The sequence below is a fragment of the Haloarcula argentinensis DSM 12282 genome, assembly GCA_000336895.1.
GTDB classification, from domain to species: Archaea; Halobacteriota; Halobacteria; order Halobacteriales; family Haloarculaceae; genus Haloarcula; species Haloarcula argentinensis.
In genome coordinates, this window is sequence record AOLX01000005.1 from 283,065 (window position 1) to 300,635 (window position 17,571).

Annotated in this window: 9 protein-coding genes; 4 read left to right on the forward strand and 5 right to left on the reverse strand. The window is 58.6% G+C overall.

Going from position 1 to position 17,571, the window contains the following annotated elements; genetic code table 11:
- Positions 1–471: 471 nt before the first annotated feature.
- A complete protein-coding gene (locus tag C443_RS02015; RefSeq protein ID WP_005533300.1) occupies positions 472–1,581 on the reverse strand; it encodes a guanosine monophosphate reductase in 1,110 nt (369 codons plus the stop codon).
- 160 nt (positions 1,582–1,741) lie between these two features.
- Between C443_RS02015 and C443_RS02020 the strand changes: the two genes are divergently transcribed.
- A complete protein-coding gene (locus tag C443_RS02020) occupies positions 1,742–3,004 on the forward strand; it encodes an ABC transporter substrate-binding protein (RefSeq protein ID WP_167321074.1) in 1,263 nt (420 codons plus the stop codon).
- 1,295 nt (positions 3,005–4,299) lie between these two features.
- On the opposite strand, the gene C443_RS02025 is transcribed toward C443_RS02020, so the two are convergent.
- Positions 4,300–6,252 (reverse strand): hybrid sensor histidine kinase/response regulator, encoded by a 1,953-nt coding sequence (locus tag C443_RS02025; protein ID WP_311241331.1) that lies wholly within the window; start codon positions 6,250–6,252, stop codon positions 4,300–4,302.
- A gap of 230 nt (positions 6,253–6,482) precedes the next feature.
- On the opposite strand from C443_RS02025, the gene C443_RS02030 reads away from it, so the two are divergent.
- Positions 6,483–10,382 carry a PAS domain S-box protein gene (locus C443_RS02030; RefSeq protein ID WP_005533304.1) on the forward strand — a complete coding sequence of 1,300 codons (3,900 nt, stop codon included), beginning with the start codon at positions 6,483–6,485 and terminating at the stop codon, positions 10,380–10,382.
- Between the two features lie 64 nt (positions 10,383–10,446).
- Here C443_RS02030 and gdhB read toward each other — a convergent pair whose 3' ends face one another.
- The 3 genes from gdhB to C443_RS02040 form a co-directional block, all read right to left on the reverse strand.
- Positions 10,447–11,742: a glutamate dehydrogenase GdhB gene (gdhB, locus tag C443_RS02035; RefSeq protein ID WP_005533306.1), complete on the reverse strand. Its 1,296-nt coding sequence runs from the start codon at positions 11,740–11,742 to the stop codon at positions 10,447–10,449.
- Between the two features lie 2 nt (positions 11,743–11,744).
- Positions 11,745–11,888: a rubrerythrin-like domain-containing protein gene (locus tag C443_RS21055; RefSeq protein WP_005533309.1), complete on the reverse strand. Its 144-nt coding sequence runs from the start codon at positions 11,886–11,888 to the stop codon at positions 11,745–11,747.
- 126 nt (positions 11,889–12,014) lie between these two features.
- On the reverse strand, positions 12,015–14,882 hold the full coding sequence (locus tag C443_RS02040; RefSeq protein WP_005533311.1) for a bacterio-opsin activator domain-containing protein: 2,868 nt from the start codon (positions 14,880–14,882) through the stop codon (positions 12,015–12,017).
- Positions 14,883–15,640: 758 nt separating this feature from the next.
- On the opposite strand from C443_RS02040, the gene C443_RS02050 reads away from it, so the two are divergent.
- Positions 15,641–16,894 carry a Glu/Leu/Phe/Val family dehydrogenase gene (locus C443_RS02050; RefSeq protein WP_049943824.1) on the forward strand — a complete coding sequence of 418 codons (1,254 nt, stop codon included), beginning with the start codon at positions 15,641–15,643 and terminating at the stop codon, positions 16,892–16,894.
- 102 nt (positions 16,895–16,996) lie between these two features.
- Positions 16,997–17,542 carry a ribbon-helix-helix protein, CopG family gene (locus C443_RS02055; protein WP_005533317.1) on the forward strand — a complete coding sequence of 182 codons (546 nt, stop codon included), beginning with the start codon at positions 16,997–16,999 and terminating at the stop codon, positions 17,540–17,542.
- Positions 17,543–17,571 lie beyond the last annotated feature (29 nt).

Below are 17,571 nucleotides of genomic sequence, written 5' to 3' on the forward strand. Positions count from 1 at the left end.
TCACTTGACGCAGTTCAGGTCTGTTTGCGGGTATACGACTACAGCCACCGCTGAACTCCTAGACTACAGACCTGCTGGCGGCGTTAGCTGTCCGAGTTGTCACCTAGCGGTGCACAATCCACAGCAGCCAGTGATTCAGGTTCAGGATGGGGCCGTCGCTGTGCTCGCATGTCCAAAGCACCAGTCAGAGATTATTACCCGATTTCAGACGGGACTGGATACACAGCAACAGTTGACAGCGCAGTTCGACAAGTAGGCTATGAACTGGGGACCGGGTCGAGTATCGCTCACGGGATGAAAATTACTTCCCGAGAGATGCACCGATCACTGCTCGATTGTGCTGCCCCAGTATAGACAGAATCTCCGTCGTTGTTGGTGGTCCAGTTTTTGAACGCCCGACGGAATCTCTACCTCGCTGCGCTTATTGGCGCATCGTTATCGTATCTATCCCGTTCAGTCGTTGATAGCAGTTCAGTCGTCGCTGTCGGCAGCCGCCTCAGTGCCGGCGTCGCGGACCTGGGTTGCCTCACTCTCTACGTTGACGCCTTCCCAGTCGTGGTCCGTGTGGAACCCCTCGCGCTCCTTTGCACTCTGAGCGACACGGATGAACTCCGCCTTGTCGCGGGCCGCAGCGATTGTATGCCCGCCACAGTAGGAGAGCCCGGAACGGATGCCAGCACAGAACTCCTCGGCCACAGCAGTGACCGAGCCTTTGTACGGGGTCAGTGCCTCGACGCCTTCGTCGGCGCTGACGTTGTTCTGCTTGTCATCACGGTCCTCGGCCGCAGCAGTAGTCGCCATCCCGCGTGATCGCTTGTATCGCGTACCATCGACTTCGACGACCGCCCCGGGGGCCTCCTCCGTGCCGGCAAAGAGGCTCCCAAGCATTACGGTATCTGCCCCAGCCATGAGGGCCTTCACCGCGTCACCGGACGTGCGAATCCCGCCATCCGCGCAGATAGTAACGTCCAGATCTTCGGCGGCCGTGGCACAGTCATCAACGGCGGTCAGCTGGGGGACGCCAGCACCCGCGACCTTCCGGGTGGTACAGTGGGACCCGGGTCCGATACCGACTTTGACACAGTCGGCCCCAGCGGCGGCGAGGTCTTCGACGCCCGCGGGCGTCGCGACGTTGCCGGCGATGAGGTCGGTGTCGGGAAATTCTTTGGCGAGAGTTTCGACGGCATCGAGCGACCGGTCGAGGTGACCGTGGGCCACGTCGACGACAAGTGCATCAACACCGGCTGCAATCACGGCCGCGCTCCGTGCGACGTAGTCCTCGTTGATACCGACTGCTGCGCCGATCTGTTCGCCCGCTTCTTTCACCTGCTCGACCTGCTCGGCCTGTTCCTCGGGCGTCAGGAACCGGTGTAGTACCCCGAACCCGCCAGACCGTCCAAGCTCGATTGCCAGTTCCGCCTCCGTAACGGTGTCCATCGCAGCGGAGACGAGCGGCGTGTCCAGTTCGATGGTCGGCGTAAGCGACGTCGAGAGGTCGATGTCGCTCCGACTATCGACCGGTGATCGCTTCGGGACGAGCAGCACGTCCCCGTAACTCAGTCCAGTACGTAACTCGTTCATACCCCGCTAATGGAACTCCTCCTAGCACAAAAGGATCTCGGATTAGAGATGACCCGCTCGTCCCGGCAACCACGACTTGTTTCGCATGGCTGGGCTGCCCTATTTTTAGGGCTGGCTAAAAATCGAAGGGTATTTGTTATTTTAGGCTGGGCTAAAACTCATGGCGGAGACTAATCAGGACAAAACGTGGTCGACGCGGAGAGAGTGCGTAAAGTACGGGACCGCGCTGCTGACCACTGGCTCGCTCGCAGGTTGTACTGGGCTTTCGAGTGGAGGTACCGAGTCCGATGAAACCCGGACACAAACTGACCGGTCCTATTCAGGGACGATGGCACCGGTGGGCAACCTCAGACTTGAGTCGAGTCCGGAGACCATCGTCGGCGGGTGGGGATTCGAGGAAGACATCCTGACTGCACTGGGGGAGGCCGACAAGCTCGTCGCCGCCGAGGGCAACCAGTTCTGGTTCACCGGCTTCTACGACCAGCTTCCCGGCGTAGACGTCCCCGATCCCGAGTCGCTGGAGTTAGTCCGGACAGACGACTGGTCACTCAGAACCGAGGTTCTCTATGAACTCGACCCGGACCTGTTCGCTACTGACCCGAACCGATTCATTTCGTACTACGGTGCTGACGGGGGCGATATCTCCGAAATCAACGATTCGATTGGGCCCTTCTTTGGGAACGCCAGCCGCCGCAAACGCGGCGACGACTGGCCCACCTGGCCCGGTGGTGAGTCCTACGCCTACTACGATATCCCCGAATTCGTCAGCAGATACGGAGCACTGCTCGGAAAGTCCGAGACAGCCGCTGCTATCAACACCCTCTACGAGCAGGCGCTACAGGAGATGCGGTCGCGCGTTCCACCGGCGTCCGATCGTCCGAGCGTCGGATTGCTCAACGCGCAAATAAACCCCGACAACGAGGGGTTCTTCCGTGCCTACAACCCCAGGACTGAGATCGACAAGGCATACGGGAAAAAACAGTACCGAGATCTCGGCATTGTCGACGCGTTCGAGGGCGAGTACGATGGCCAGTCCGGGATCCAGGTCGACTACGAGGCACTGCTGGAGGTCGATCCTGACGTGCTCGTGTTCCACTTCGGCGTCAATTACCGCGACTGGAACGGCGAGGATGCGCTCCGAAAGACAGTCGAAGGGATGCGGGACAGTTCGCTGGGGCAGGAACTCACCGCCGTTCAGGAGGATCGACTATACGTCGGCGGGTCAGCCTATCAGGGTCCGATCATCAATCTCTTCCAGACGGAGATGCTCGGAAAGCAGCTCTATCCCAACGAATTCGGTGAGTGGCCGGGCGAGATCACCGCTGGCGAACTTCCAGAGATTCCCGAGGGCGAACAGCTGTTCGACCGCGAGGAACTCGCAGAGATCCTCACTAGAGCGAGCGAAGCTACTGGCTCACAGTAACAGCAGTTCCCTCAGAAGCATGGTTGGAAAAGGTAGGTGTTGCGCTCCTGTAGGAAAGCGGATGACGGGTGGCGATGGGCACCGTGTGTGCCACCCACTGCAGTCAGAGGCACGGATGGGTTCTGGACCCGAGACATGGGGTGGGGCGAGTAGGCGCAAAGTAGGAAAGGGCCCAAAGCGGGGACCAGAACCCATATGATCGTAATTCACCGTTCGACATATTTTTTGTGGTGACTCCTAGCATAGTGGTAATTTCAGTGCAGTCATCACCGGAACGCACGGCTCCGCCAATCATCTAAAAGGATGGGACGTTGCTGTGGGGGTGGGAGAGATGGGGTGCAACGTACCATCGGAAGTCGTCGAAACCGACGACGGATTCCAGCCCGAAGCAATCGTGCGGGAGAATCCAGCGCGATTGGACAGGGCTCAGAACCCACCTAGCTCCGATAGGAGTGTATATAAAGTGCTTGTGATATCCCCTCGCCGTCTGTTGGTTTTGTCGCAAGCCACTCGTTTCTCGCTAGCGTTAGTCCCATCTGCTCACGTTCGGAGTACACCCGGATTCGAACAGCAAGAGAATGGTGGGCAGCCGGGGGGTAGCGTCCGCACCATTTGGAGTCATCATCCACGACAACGGGTTCCGGACCCGGACCGTTTGATGAACGTGATCGGATTCAATAAGGGCGGTGCGGGGACCAGAACCCTATGAAGTAGAATGTACTTGGTGTAAGATAACAACTGTGACGTTTTATCTCATTTTATTCGCTCTGCGATCACTGAGCTTCCGCAATCGCAGCATCGAGAGGTGGGCGATATCCCCACACAGCTATGGAGGGGCCATCACAACCACCGATAGCGACGGCGGTTGCTGGCTGTAGCGTTGCGGACGACCACGACACTGGCCTGTTAGCGGAGACCACGCGACGGAAACTACCACTGACCATGCGTCGTGAAGTATAGATAGGACCCGGCTGGTACCCCGTTGTTAGTCGGGCCGGCGTTCAGAATCACTCACCGCCATCGACAAGCAAGTTCGTAAGCAACAGTAGTCGGCACTGTAATCGTAAGCACCACGAATATGATTTCCTCGACTGTGGGACCCGATTGAGTGATTGCGCTGTAGAATACTAGTGCACCGGTGGCAAGGACACCAACGACAGTCGCGACGTACTCGGGGTGTATCCATCTCTGTTGGGAGGGACTGGAAACCATATGTGAATTGACCGTTGCATCTGTGCTAACTCCTGTGGTTTTCCGAGTTCTTTGTATTGAACGGAGAGATTCGGAATAGTGGGTTATTCCACAGTTTCGAGACCCGTGATCTCGAATCGTGTCCCACCCATCGAACTCTCAGTTGCGCGAATGTCCCAGCCATGAGCGTCAGCGACTCGTTTGACGATGTTGAGGCCCAAACCAGTCCCTGATTCGGAAGTCGAATAGCCAGCCTCGAACACCTTTTCGCGGTCCTCGGCGGGGATTCCAGGACCGTCGTCTTCGATGTAGAATCCGGGGGTGTCACCGAAGATACCGACGACGACAGTGACATCTAAACCAGCGTGATCGATCGTGTTCCTGAACAGATTTTCGAGCAGGTGCCGGAGTTGATCCGTATCAGCTTTGACCAGTGGCCGGGTATCGGCCTCGCAATCACAGTACAGTTCGGCCTCGTCTGCAGGGTCAGATACGAGCTTCCACGCGGCCTCAGCCGCTGCGTCGATCGCAACAGGCTCCAGCGACCCGATCTCCTGTTGCTCCCGCGCTAGCCAGAGAAGGTCCTCTACAATCCGTTCCATCCGATCAGTCGCTGTTTCGATCACAGCCAGATGATCACTCGAATGTTCGGCCTGGACAAGTTCCAGCCGACCCTGGATGACGTTTAGCGGGTTCCGCAGGTCGTGGCTGACAGTAGCGGCAAACTGCTCTAGCTGTTCTTTTTGATCCTGCAGTTCCCGTTCACGTCTTGTACGTTCGGATATGTCCCGACCGGTGCCGACAAGCCCTATCAGGTTACCGTCCTGGTCGGTCAGGCGGTCAGCGGTGAACTCGTGGGGAGTGCGCTTCCCCTCCGCAGTGAGAAAATCCGCTTCGATTGTCGATTGCCCAGTTGTGAGCGCCTCCTCGATCGCCTCCGCGACTGCATCCTGTTCGTCTTCCGGAAAAAGACTGACCGCATCGAGATCTGCGATTTGTTCATCAGTGTATCCGGCCAGCCTTGCGAATTGTTCGTTACAGCGCTGAATGTTGCCTTCAGAATCGAGGACGTAGAATATGTCGGCAAGTGAATCGAGTGCCTGGTCGGTAAACGTCCGTTCTGCGCGCAGTTCGTCCCGGATTTTCAGCGAGTGTATAGCGTGCGAGATGCTGTTCCCGAGTTCGCCGAGTAATGCCTGTTCGCCCTCGGCAAAGGCAAATTGACGGGACGAATAGACGCACAGGAGACCGTACAGAGTGTTATTGTATTCGAGCGGAACCGCAGCAGTGCTTCGATAACCGCGATCGAGTGCTTCCTCTCGCCAGATCTCGAATCCCGGGTCGTCTTGAATATTCTGTACCGTAGCAATACGTCGTTCCCGGACGGCCGTCCCCGCGGGACCCTGTCCTGTCCGGGAGTTATCTGCAGTGACGACAATAGTGTCGAGATACGCGTCCTCGACGCCGGCCCAGGTCTGTGGCTCGATTCGGTCTGTCTCGGAATCTCGCTCCCCTATCCAGGCGAACCGATAGGGCTCAGAGTCGCTAATGATCTCACAGACGCGAGTTTTGATTTCCGATAGCGAACTCGCTCGGATGAGCGCCTGATCGATGTTGCTGACGAGCGCACGAACCCGTTCCAGTTCAGCAGCGCGCTGATTGGTGCGGTACTGTTCGACGGCGTTTTCAATGCGATTTGCGAGGAGTTCGTATCGTTCTGTTCCGTGTCCTTTCCGGAGATAATCAGTTGCACCGGCGGCAATAGCGTCGCTTGCGACCGCTTCGCTCCCCTCACCGGTGAAAAGGATGAACGGGAGATCAGGGTACTCTTCACGGACAGCTTTGAGAAGCTCGATGCCGTCTTTTTCGGGCAACCGATAGTCGCTGACAATACAGTCAACGGAACGTTCATCAAGCCGGTCGAGCCCTTCAGCGGCACTCGCTGCAGTTACAACGTTGAGTTGGTCGGATTGCTGTGCAAGTATTTCCGAGGCCACATCTAAAAAATCCGGTTCATCATCAATATGAAGCACAACAATATTCGGCAGCTCTGACACAATATCGAATGTACCTAACTTCGAGCGATAAAGTTGCCGACCCAAGTATCAAATTATATACTTTGGTACTTGAATGACACCTCGTGTGATTTGCAGTAAATGTATGATGTAACGGATTGAACACCTAACCTCGGATTGATCGAGCAGCACAGAGCTAGCTGTCCCGGTAAAATATCATACATAAGAACTAGCACGGGTGATTCATAAAAGCTCGATGCATAGCTATAGCAATGGTCTATGCAGGTGCCAAGACTCCCGATTCCATCCGTGTTCTGTATGTAAACGACGATGGTGACTTTGCTGAGTTGGCGCAGACGAAACTCCTGAATATCTCAACTGTCTTTGACGTCACCACTGTCGGGAGTATAGAGGCTGCTCTCGACTTGCTTGTAACTTCGACTATCGATTGTGTAGTCACGTCGTACTCATTGCCGGACGGGACAGGAATTGATCTCCTAGATCGGCTACAAACTGAACAATACGAAGGACCGACAATACTATTTACTGGTCGGGGGAGCGAGCGAATCGCGAGCGAAGCAACGCAGGCGGGTGTCTCCGATTACGTCCCGATCCATTCGGGCCAGAACAGTTTCGAGTTGCTCGCGAGTCGCATCCAGACGCTCACTGAGGCCGCTCGCAAACAAGCGGCCGCCGAGCGACTGTCCGACCGCTTCCAACGAACGCTGGAGCGGGCAACTGACGCGATTTATGCCGTCGATAGCGAATGGCGCATCGAATATATAAACGAGAAGATGGCAACGCGCGTCGACCGCGAACCCGAAACTATCGTCGGGACGATCATCTGGGAAGAGTTCCCCTCGATAGTTGGAACGGAACTCGAAGAGAAATACCGAACCGCGATGGAGACCGGCGACCCGATGTCGTTCGAGCAGTACCTTGGCGAGCCGTTGGATTACTGGGTCGAAATACGAGTCTTTCCCGACGATGACGGTCTGACCGTCTTTTCACGAGAAACCACGGCGGAGCGGGAACGGGAACTGGAGTTAGAACGCAGTGAAGCGATCCTCGAAAACATCCACGACGTTGTATTCGTTCTCGATGCTGACGGGACAATCGAGTTCGCGAATACCGCTTCGAGACGACTTGTTACCGGGGACGGATCGGCCAAGATAACGGGACAGCGGCTGGAAACGGTCGTGGGAGACCGGATATCCGATTGCGATGCGGACCGGTTCACAGCGGCGGTCGAATCGACGGTCGCTGATATCGAGACCGACGGTGGGGCGACAGGATTGTACGGCACGGACCTGCAACTCGATGTGACGACCGGTGGCGGCAAGCGGACGTTAGATGTCCGCGTCACACCGTTCGGGAGCAACAACGGCCGACAGGTGCTCGTCGTTGCCCGTGACATCACCGAACAGAGCATGGCGAAACGACAGTTAGAGCAGGAGCGAGATGCGCTTCGTGACCTCCAGAGCGTCATGGCAAGGGGCGAGATCTCGGCCGAGGCGCGTCTCGAAGAATTGCTCGAACTTGGCTGTCGGACACTCGGGCTCGACATCGGAATCGTCTCACACGTTCAGGGCGACGATTACACGGTCACGGCAGCGCACGCACCGGACGCCGAAATCGAACCCGGAGATCAGTTCGACCTCGAATCGACGTACTGCGCGGAGGTTGTCGGGACAGATGCGGTCTGCTCGTTCGCAGATGCTGTCACTGATGGCAAAGAAACCCACCCTGCGTATCGTGAGTTGGAGTTGGAATCGTATATCGGCGTGCCACTCATCGTCGATGGAGTCCGGTACGGGACGGTTAATTTTTCGAGTCCGACGACGCGAGTCGCGCCCTTCGGAGCGCTTGAGGAAACGTTCGTGAAGCTACTCTCGGAGCTTGTGAGCGCCGAAATATCCCGGATGCAGGACCAGACCGACCTCAAGCGCCAGGAGTTCCTGTTCGAGCGGGTGCAAGACATCGCAGATATCGGTGTGTGGGAGTATTTTCCATCGACGGACAGCCTCGACTGGTCTGACGGCGTCCGTCGGATTCACGGGGTTGACGACGAACACGAGCCGTCACTCGATGACGCACTTGGTTTTTATCACCCTGACGACAGGGAAAAGATTGCGCAGGCAGTCGAGCAGACGATTGCGGACCGGGAACCGTACGACATCGATCTCCGGATCGTTCGGACCGACGGCGACGTGCGCGACGTTCGGGCGTGGGGAGAACGCGTCGACGACCCACAGGACGATGAGCCCGTGCTTCGGGGGGTTTTTCAGGATATCACGGAGCGAAAAGCCCGGGAACGAGCGCACCAGGAACTTGCCGAAGAGTACGAGGCACTACTCAACAGTTCCGGTGACGCCATATTCATGCTCGACGTCGATACGGCTGGTAACGAGCCAGCGTTCGAGTTTGCTCGACTCAGCCCCGGCTACGAGTCACAGACCGGACTCACGACTGACGAGGTTCGAGGGGAAACACCACGGGAAGTATTCGGTGACGACCGCGGTGCTGAGCTCGCAACGAACTACACTCGCTGTGTCGAACAGCGTGCGCCAATCTCGTATCGTGAGGAGTTAGACATCGCTGACGATGCACGGTTCTGGGATACGAGCCTCGCGCCAGTCATCCTCGAAGACGAAATCGTCCGGATCGTCGGCATCGCCCGCAACGTAACCGAACAGGTCGAGCGGGAACGCAAACTCGAAACGACGAACCAGCGACTCGAATCACTCATCGAGGCAACGCCACTCACCGTCATGGAAATCGACACGGACGGAGCAGTCATCCGCTGGAACGACGGGGCCGAGAATATGTTCGGCTGGTCACGAGAGGAGGTGCTCGGCGAGTTCAATCCGATGGTCCCGGACGAGCAGCAGGCTGAGTTCGAATCCCATCGACAGCGCGCACTGAACGGCGAGCCGATTCGCGGCAAGGAGATACGGCGGAAAACGAAAGGTGGTGAGGTACTGGATTTACTCCTGTCGGTTGCCCCCATCACTGCTCCGGATGGGGAGATAACGAGCATACTGGCCGTTCTGGAGGATATCACTGAACAGAAGCAGTTAGAGTCGAAGCTCCGCTCACTGCAGGAAACAGCACAGCGGCTCAGTGGTGCACAGTCGAATGTCGAAATCGGCGACATCGCTGTCGAGGCTGCCGTCGATATTCTCGGGTTCGAGCTCACCGGTATCTGGGAGTATGCCGATCAAGCCGACAAGCTCGTCCCGCTGACGGCGAGTGCTGCCACGGGAGAACTGCTCGGTGAACTCCCGCGGTTGGAGTCCGGAGAGGCGCTTGCGTGGGAGGCATTCGAAACGTCTGAGGTGCGTCAATACGACGACCTCCAGTCCGAAGTGACACTCGGCAAGGCCGACGCACAACTCAGGAGTGGCCTGTTCGTGCCTCTGGGCGAGTTTGGGCTGATCGGCGTCGGAACGACACAGGAACAAACGTTCTCTGAGACGGACGTGGACCTGTTCCAGATACTGGGTACGACTGTCGAGGCGGCATTCACACGGGCGAGCCGGGAAACCGAACTCCAGCGACAGAACGAGCGGCTCGATGAGTTTGCCAGTGTCGTGGCCCACGACCTCCGGAACCCGCTGTCCATCGCCATCGGGTTTCTCGACATCGTCGAAGAGACAGGCGACCTCAGTCACGTAGACCGGATCGAGGCGGCACATGACCGCATGGAGCGGTTGATCGACGACCTCCTTACGCTAGCGCGCGGTGAGACCACAGTTACGGATACGAAACAGGTCGACCTCAAGACCGTGACGACGGAAGCCTGGGGATACGTCGACACCGCTGAGGCAACGCTGACAGTTGCTGACACGGTCCAGACAGTGGCTGGTGACGCCGGCCGGTTGACGCAACTGTTCGAGAACCTCTTTAGAAACGCTATCGAACACGGTGGAGAAGATGTCACAGTAACCGTCGGGCAGCTAGACGGCCGTGACGGGTTCTACGTCGCGGACGACGGCGACGGAATTCCGCCGGGGAAGCGTGAGGAGGTACTGGAACACGGCGTGACATCTACCAAAGGGGGCACTGGCTTCGGACTCTCGATCGTGGCGGACATCGCCAAAGCGCACGGCTGGACCGTCCGTGTGACGGAGAGCACTGCTGGCGGAGCACGGTTCGAGTTCCACTACTGAGGGAAGCAGTGGTCGCGGTTTCTCGGCACCGACAGTGACAGTGCTGGAACCGACAGAACCAGTGCTACGGCCAGAGCCCACGCGCTTCGTGGGCCTCCGCGATACGGGACAGGGCGACGATGTACGCCGCATCGCGCCACGTGATGTCGCGGTTTTCGAACTCCGTCCGGACTGCGTCCCAGGCCGCCCGCATCTCTTCGTCGAGTTCGTCGTTCACGCGCTCGAGTGACCACGACCGGCGGTTGATATCCTGTAGCCACTCGAAGTAGCTCACCGTGACGCCGCCGGCGTTCGCCAAGATGTCCGGGATCACCATGACATCTCGGTCAGCGAGGATGGAGTCAGCAGTGGACGTGGTCGGACCGTTCGCGCCTTCGACGACGTAATCCGCTGCGATGTCGTCCGCGTTAGCCTCGGTGATGACGTTCCCAAGTGCGGCCGGGATGAGGACGTCGACGTCCAGCGTCAACAGTTCGTCGTTCGAAATCACGGTGTCGGCGTACTCGGTGACCGCTTCCGGTTCCTCGTCGTGTGACGGCACTGTCGCCGTATCGATTCCGGCGGGGTCGTACATTGCCCCGTTCACGTCACTGATCGCGACGACAGTCGCGCCCCGTTCGTCGAGTAACCGTGCTGCGTTCGCGCCGACACTGCCGTAGCCCTGTACTGCGACCGTGGTCTCCGACAGTGGCTGGTCGTAGTACTCACAGACCAACTGTGTGATAATCGCGACGCTCCGACCGGGCGCGTCCTCGCGTCCCTTGCTCCCACCGACAATCGGCGGCTTCCCGGTGACGACACCCGGAATCGTCTCGCCTTCTTGCATGGAGTAGGCGTCCATCAGCCAGGCCATCGTCTGCGGGTCTGTTCCCATGTCCGGGGCGGGAATGTCCAGGTTCGGGCCGATGACCTTGCGGAGTTCCTGTGTAAACCGGCGGGTGAGCCGTTCTTTCTCGTCTCGGCTCAACGTTTTCGGGTTGACGGCGATACCCCCTTTCGCGCCGCCGAAGGGGAGGTCCATTACCGCGCATTTCCAGGTCATCCAGATCCCGAGTCCGACACATTCGTCCCTCGTCACATCGGGGTGATAGCGAAGCCCGCCTTTGTACGGTCCCCTGACGCTATCGTGCTGGGCTCGATACCCGGTGAACACTTCGACTGTACCATCGTCCCGCTCAATCGGAACGGTGACTTCGTGGACGTTTCGCGGGTGGTTCAGTCGCTCGACGATGTTCGGGTCGATATCGAGGTGGTCCGCGGCTCGGTGGAGTTGTAGACGGGCTGTTTCGAGCGCTGATTCTGGCTCGGACGGCGTCGGCGAGTCTTCCGAAGGAGAAGCGGAGCTCAGTTCCGGTCCCATCGTTATTCCAGCGGAGTGAGTCGGTTGCGCATTTCACCGCCGCAGTCCTGACAGTTCTCCGGTTGGCTCTCTGCAGTGATGACTTTGCCACACGCAAAGCACTCGTACGGTGTCTCCTCGTCGTGGTCTTGCTCGACATCTCTCATGTGTATTCACGAGTGGCGGTGTCCGACCGCCAGTACTCGGTTAAGGAATAGAAGGACATCAAAGGAATATTCAGAGGTTAAACAAAGAAGTAGGAGCGACTTGAGTTGTTTATTATTGAACCCCTTTCACGACTCTAGACCCGAGACGCTCCGATCCTCGAACAGTGTGGTGAACAGCTTCCGCTGGACAGTCCGGACGTGCTGGTAGAACGCCGGCGGAGAGATTTCAAGCATCGCTGCGATGTCCTCACCGGACCTCGTGCGCGGTGACTCGAAGTAGCCGCTGTAGTAGGCGGTTTGAATCACTTCGAGCTGGCGCTCCGTGAGGTCCGTGAGGAACTCCGAACTGCGGTCCTGCTCGATACCCCGTTCGAGCGTCTCCTTTCGCTTGAGTTCGACGCCGGAGAACGTGCTGTCGACCAACTGTGCGATGTTTCGAACGTCGACGCTCTGTGGCACATCGACGACGAGTGTCGTCCCGTCCGGGTCCGCAGTCGCTGCCCGGAAGATAGCACCGTGGTCGGCCAGTTCTAAGGCGAGGAACGGCTGTGACAACTCCAGCCGCAGAACGCCACTCCCGGCGTCGTCGTCACTGATCTGTGTCACGTCGTCAATCGACGTCATGTCCGCCGCAGCCGCCGCAACCGTTTGCACGTCAGCGTCTTCGACCGTGACGAACACGCTGTTACCAGCCGGTGCGTGCTGGATGCCACCCTCGTAGGAGAGGGAACATCCCGCCGACCGGGCGAGTCTCGACAGGAGGAATCGCTCGTCATCGATGTCGAACTCGACGCGAGTCACCGACGTCGTGAGCAGCGCGTGTTTTCGTTCGATGGCACTGAGCGCCGAGGCGATCGTCTCGCCGAGTTCGCGCAACACTGTGCGCGTTGTCTCGTCGAACGCGTCTTTCGTGTCCGCGTAGATGGTGAGGACCCCGTGCCTGAGATCGTTGTACACCAGCGGGATGCTCAGCACCGAGAGTAAATCACGGGTGAGCGCGTCAGAACGCCACGGCGCGTTTCGGAGGTCGGCGGCGACGTTAGGGATCATCGTCACGTCGCCGGTCGCAGCCGTCTGGCCCGCGGGCTCGGTCTCGGAGTCCGCGACGGCGATTGACTGACTGTCGAGATACCCCTGTTCGTTGCCGGCCCACGCTCGCGGTTCGACGGTAGTACCGCCCGGGTCGACGCTCCCGATCCACGCGAACTTGAATCGGTCCGTGTCAGTCAGCCGTTCACAGACAGTGTGGTTGATCTCTTCCTGTGTTTCGGCGCTGACGATCGTCTGGTCTATCTCCCGGATCGTGTTGTTGATGTGGTTCAGGGCGGTCAGTTGCTCGTTTTGCCGCTGGAGTTCGCGGTCCTGTTCCCGGAGCTGAGATTCTCGGACGACCCGGTCGAGGGCAGCCTCGGCGGTCGCTGCGAGCAGGTCAGTGAGTTCCTGTGTCACGTCGTCGAACACCCCGACGGCTGTCGAGCCGCTGACGAACACGCCGTGGTTGCCCAGCGGAATGAACATGACGCTACGGAGGTCGGTCGCCCGGTTTTCCAGCCGGTCCGACGTGTGGACGTCGTCGAACACGAGTGTCTCGTCGTTGACGAAACTGTGGCTCGGAAGCGTGTCGTCGTTCGTGCGGACAGCCGGAAGTGGCCCATGGTGTTCGGTCATCGCCTGTGACTGTGCGACAGGCTGGAGTTCGTTCGTCTCAGCGTCGTGCAGATAGATGGCGTTCGCGGAGACATCGAACACACTGAGCACGTCATCGACGATGTGCTGAGCGATCTCCTGATTGGTCTCCGTGTAGAGGAACTTCCGTGCGGTTTCCTGCAGCGTCGCCAGCGCTTCCTCGCGCTGTTTCCGTTTCGTGATATCCCGGCAGCTGTACAGCAGCGTCCCGCCCTGAATCGCGACTTCGCGGACGTTGACCAGCAGTGTGTGCTCGTGGCCCGCTTTGTCGGTGACGGTACACTCGATGTTCTTGAGAACGCCCTTCTCTGCGAGTTCCGCACGGTCGAACAGGTCCTCGCCGAGGAGTGTGTCGATCGTTTCCTGCCCGCGGATCTCGTCGTCGGTGTAGCCGAAAATGAAGTGGACGTTCGGGCAGACGTAGGTAAATTCCCCGTCCTCATTCGTCATGAGGACGGTGTCGGTCATATTGCTGAGCGTGACCCGGTGGAGTTCCTCGGACTGACGGAGGTCACGGTCGAGGGTGACCTGGTCCGTGATGTCTATCCCTTCGATTACAATCGAGGTGACGTCGCCGAAGTCGTTCCGGACCGGACGAACCGAAAGCTCGATAACGCGGTCCGTGGCCGTGGTCGGCCGGTGAACGACCGCGTTACCGAACTGCCCGTCGCGTGCGGCCTCTACGAGTTTCCGGATATCGCGTTCTGTCGCCTCGGACTGGGACCAGCACGGCAGCGTCCAGAACAGGTCACCGATGACCGCGTCCACGGCCTCGGCGATCATCGCCTGTCCCGTCTGATTCACACGGGCGAGCGAGCCGCCCGGGTCGAGGACCCACGTGGCCGTCTGTGTGTCCTGAAAGACGGCGTCGAACTGCCGTGCCCGTTCGCGCTGCGTGATCGCTCGCTGAGCGGACTGGAGTGTCTTCTCGGTTCGCTCGATTAGGTCATCTATCCGTAGGCCGTCTGTGCCTGACAGGGGAACGTAGTCGGAAACGCCGGCCTGAATTGCCTCGCTCGCCAGGGCTTCACTTCCATCCGTAGTCCCGAGGACGACGGGGAGGTCCGAAGCCACGTCCCGGAGCTGTCGGACCAGTTCGATACCACTCTCATCGTCGAGTGTCTCTCCCGTGACGAGACAGTCGACCGACTGCTGCCGAACGGTATCCAGGGCGTCCGCTGTCGTCGTAGCGGTGTGGATAGTGGCCTCGGTACTCGCGCTGAGAGCAGCTGAGAACGGCTCGCTCCAGTTTGTAGAACCGACAACGAGAACCTGCGCTGTGTCGAGTGGACTCCCGGCGTCGCTCATCTGATTCTCCCGGTCACAAACCGATCACTGAGGCCACTGGCGCGATACGTGGCTACTCGTGTGGGTTCTCGCCACCGGTTGGGGAAGGGGTGCTTCAGTTGCCGCGTTTTGAATGGAGGGTTCAATAGTAAACACCTGGTGTTCGGAGGGCTTCGTTGCTAAACAATTTAGTATTTCCTCATTCCCGTGGTCGTTTCGATAGAGTGCCATCGATCGACGGCCGGTACTCGCGAAGACACATGACGGACATCACACAGACGCCGACACGGTCGGTCCCTGCCTGTCGTTCAGGCGGTCGTGAGCGAATAGCTCCTGCCGATTTAGCTCAGCCATGATGGACGTACAACGTCGCTTGACGGAGAAGAGAGCTATCAGGCGCGTCGAAGCGCCGACGTCGGTGCCACTGTTCCGATCCGTGACGCGTGTCTGGCATTTCCCCAGCGGCGACGTCCTGCTCGAACGTGCAGAGTATCGTGACTGTCTGATCCCGGACGTCGACCGGGTTGACGTTCCAGTAAGTGGAACGGAGCAGATTGCGGACGCTGTGGCACTCGATACGGATACCACTGTTCGGGTGACAGATTGTTCAGGAAACATAGTAGTAACAAAATTTGATAAGAATGTGAAAATAGGCTGAGTATTTCGGACCCGAATGCCGCTATAAGCCCCCTTTGCTAGCTTCTGCTATGTCAAATAATATAGTAACTTTGCTGGTAGAAATAGATAGCTTTTGGTATCTCGATTAATCCCGTGGATACATGTCTGATGTAAATCCGTACCAGAGTCTACGGACACAGATCGGTGCAGCAGCACAATATTTAGACATTTCAGCGGGACAGCTGGAACGGCTGAAAACCCCTGAGCGGATACTGGAAACGAACCTGTCTGTTGAGATGGACGATGGGTCGGTCGAGGTGTTCCGCGCGTATCGGTCACAGTTCAATGGTGATCGCGGCCCGTACAAGGGCGGGATCCGCTATCACCCGCAGGTGGACCGGGACGAGGTCAAGGCGCTCTCCGGCTGGATGGTCTACAAGACGGCGACGGGCGATATCCCACTCGGCGGCGGGAAAGGCGGCATCGTCATCGACCCGAGCAACTATTCGGAGAGCGAACTCGAACGGGTCACCCGCTCGTTCGCGAAGGAACTGACGCCACTGATTGGAGCCGACCGCGACGTGCCCGCACCTGACGTCAACACGGGCCAGCGCGAGATGAACTGGATCAAGGACACCTATGAGACACTCGAAAACACGACCGAGCCCGGCGTCATCACCGGGAAAGACCTCGCGAGTGGTGGCAGCGAGGGTCGCGTCGAAGCGACCGGGCGTTCGACGGTCGTCGCAGCGCGTGAAGCCTTCGAGTATCTCGACAAGGAGATCGAAGGCGCAACGGTCGCGGTCCAGGGCTACGGGAACGCCGGCTGGATCGCAGCGAAACTCATTCACGAGATGGGAGCAAACGTCGTCGCCGTATCCGATTCGAGAGGGGCGATCTACAGCGAAGCGTCATTCGACCCCGTCGCAGTCAAAGACTACAAACGCGAAACCGGGAGTGTCGTCGGATCTCCGGACGCGGCGGCGGAACTCACGAACGATGAACTGCTCACGCTCGACGTCGACCTGTTGATCCCAGCCGCACTCGAAAACGCCATCGACGAGTCTTTGGCACATGAGATCTCTGCAGACGTCATCTCTGAGGCCGCGAACGGCCCGATCACTCCCGCAGCGGACGACGTTCTCAGCGACCGCGAGACGCTGGTTATCCCGGACATTCTCGCGAACGCGGGCGGCGTCATCGTGTCGTACTTCGAATGGGTCCAGAACAGACAGCGCTTCTACTGGTCCGAAGAGCGCGTGAACGAGGAACTGGATTCGATTATCGTGGAGCAGTTCGGGAACCTCGTCGAGGCTTACGAGGAGCGAAACCTCCCGTCGCTCCGGACCGCCGCGTACGTCATCGCACTCCAGCGGGTCATGAACGCCGGCGAGCAGCGCGGCACCTGGCCGTAACGGGTTCCGGACCACATCTGGCTGCCGTTCTCGCTGCCGTGTTTTCGAGCCCTCTGTCACCAAACGACACGATATTAAGGCCATCCAGTGACGAGGAACACTATGCCAACCGACCGCGTCACCGTCTCTCTCGACGAGGAGACCAAGGAGACGTTAGAGAGTCTGACCGACCGAACTGGGGAAAGTCAAAGCCAGTTGATCCGCGAGGCGATCGCGTTCTACGCGGCAAACTTCGACTCAGCCCACGCGAGCGACAGCGACCACCTCCAGACGTACTACGAGATGCTCTCGACGGGCGAGCACGTCCTGCTGGACATCGACCTGCTGCACGCACTCCTGAGCCAGTTTCCCGACTCGGACGAGCGGGACGAGGAGGTTCTCGAAATGATCGATCAGGTGGCACAGTACCACGCTCAGGAATACGCTGAGCGGTTCGATTCGCTCGAAGATGTTCTCGAGTGGCTCTCGCTGTGTGGGTTCCTGACCGTTCGGCGGGACGAAAAAGGGAGTTTCCACGTGGTGTTCCCATCCGAGTCAGTGCGGTGGTTGATGATTCGGTTCATTCGTGGTAGCATCGCCGACCTCCCGTTCGAAATTGAAGTCGACGAGAGTGTGTCGAAAGTTCTACTGAGAGAGCGAGAACCGTGAATACCCCCGGCACGGGACGTAAACAGACT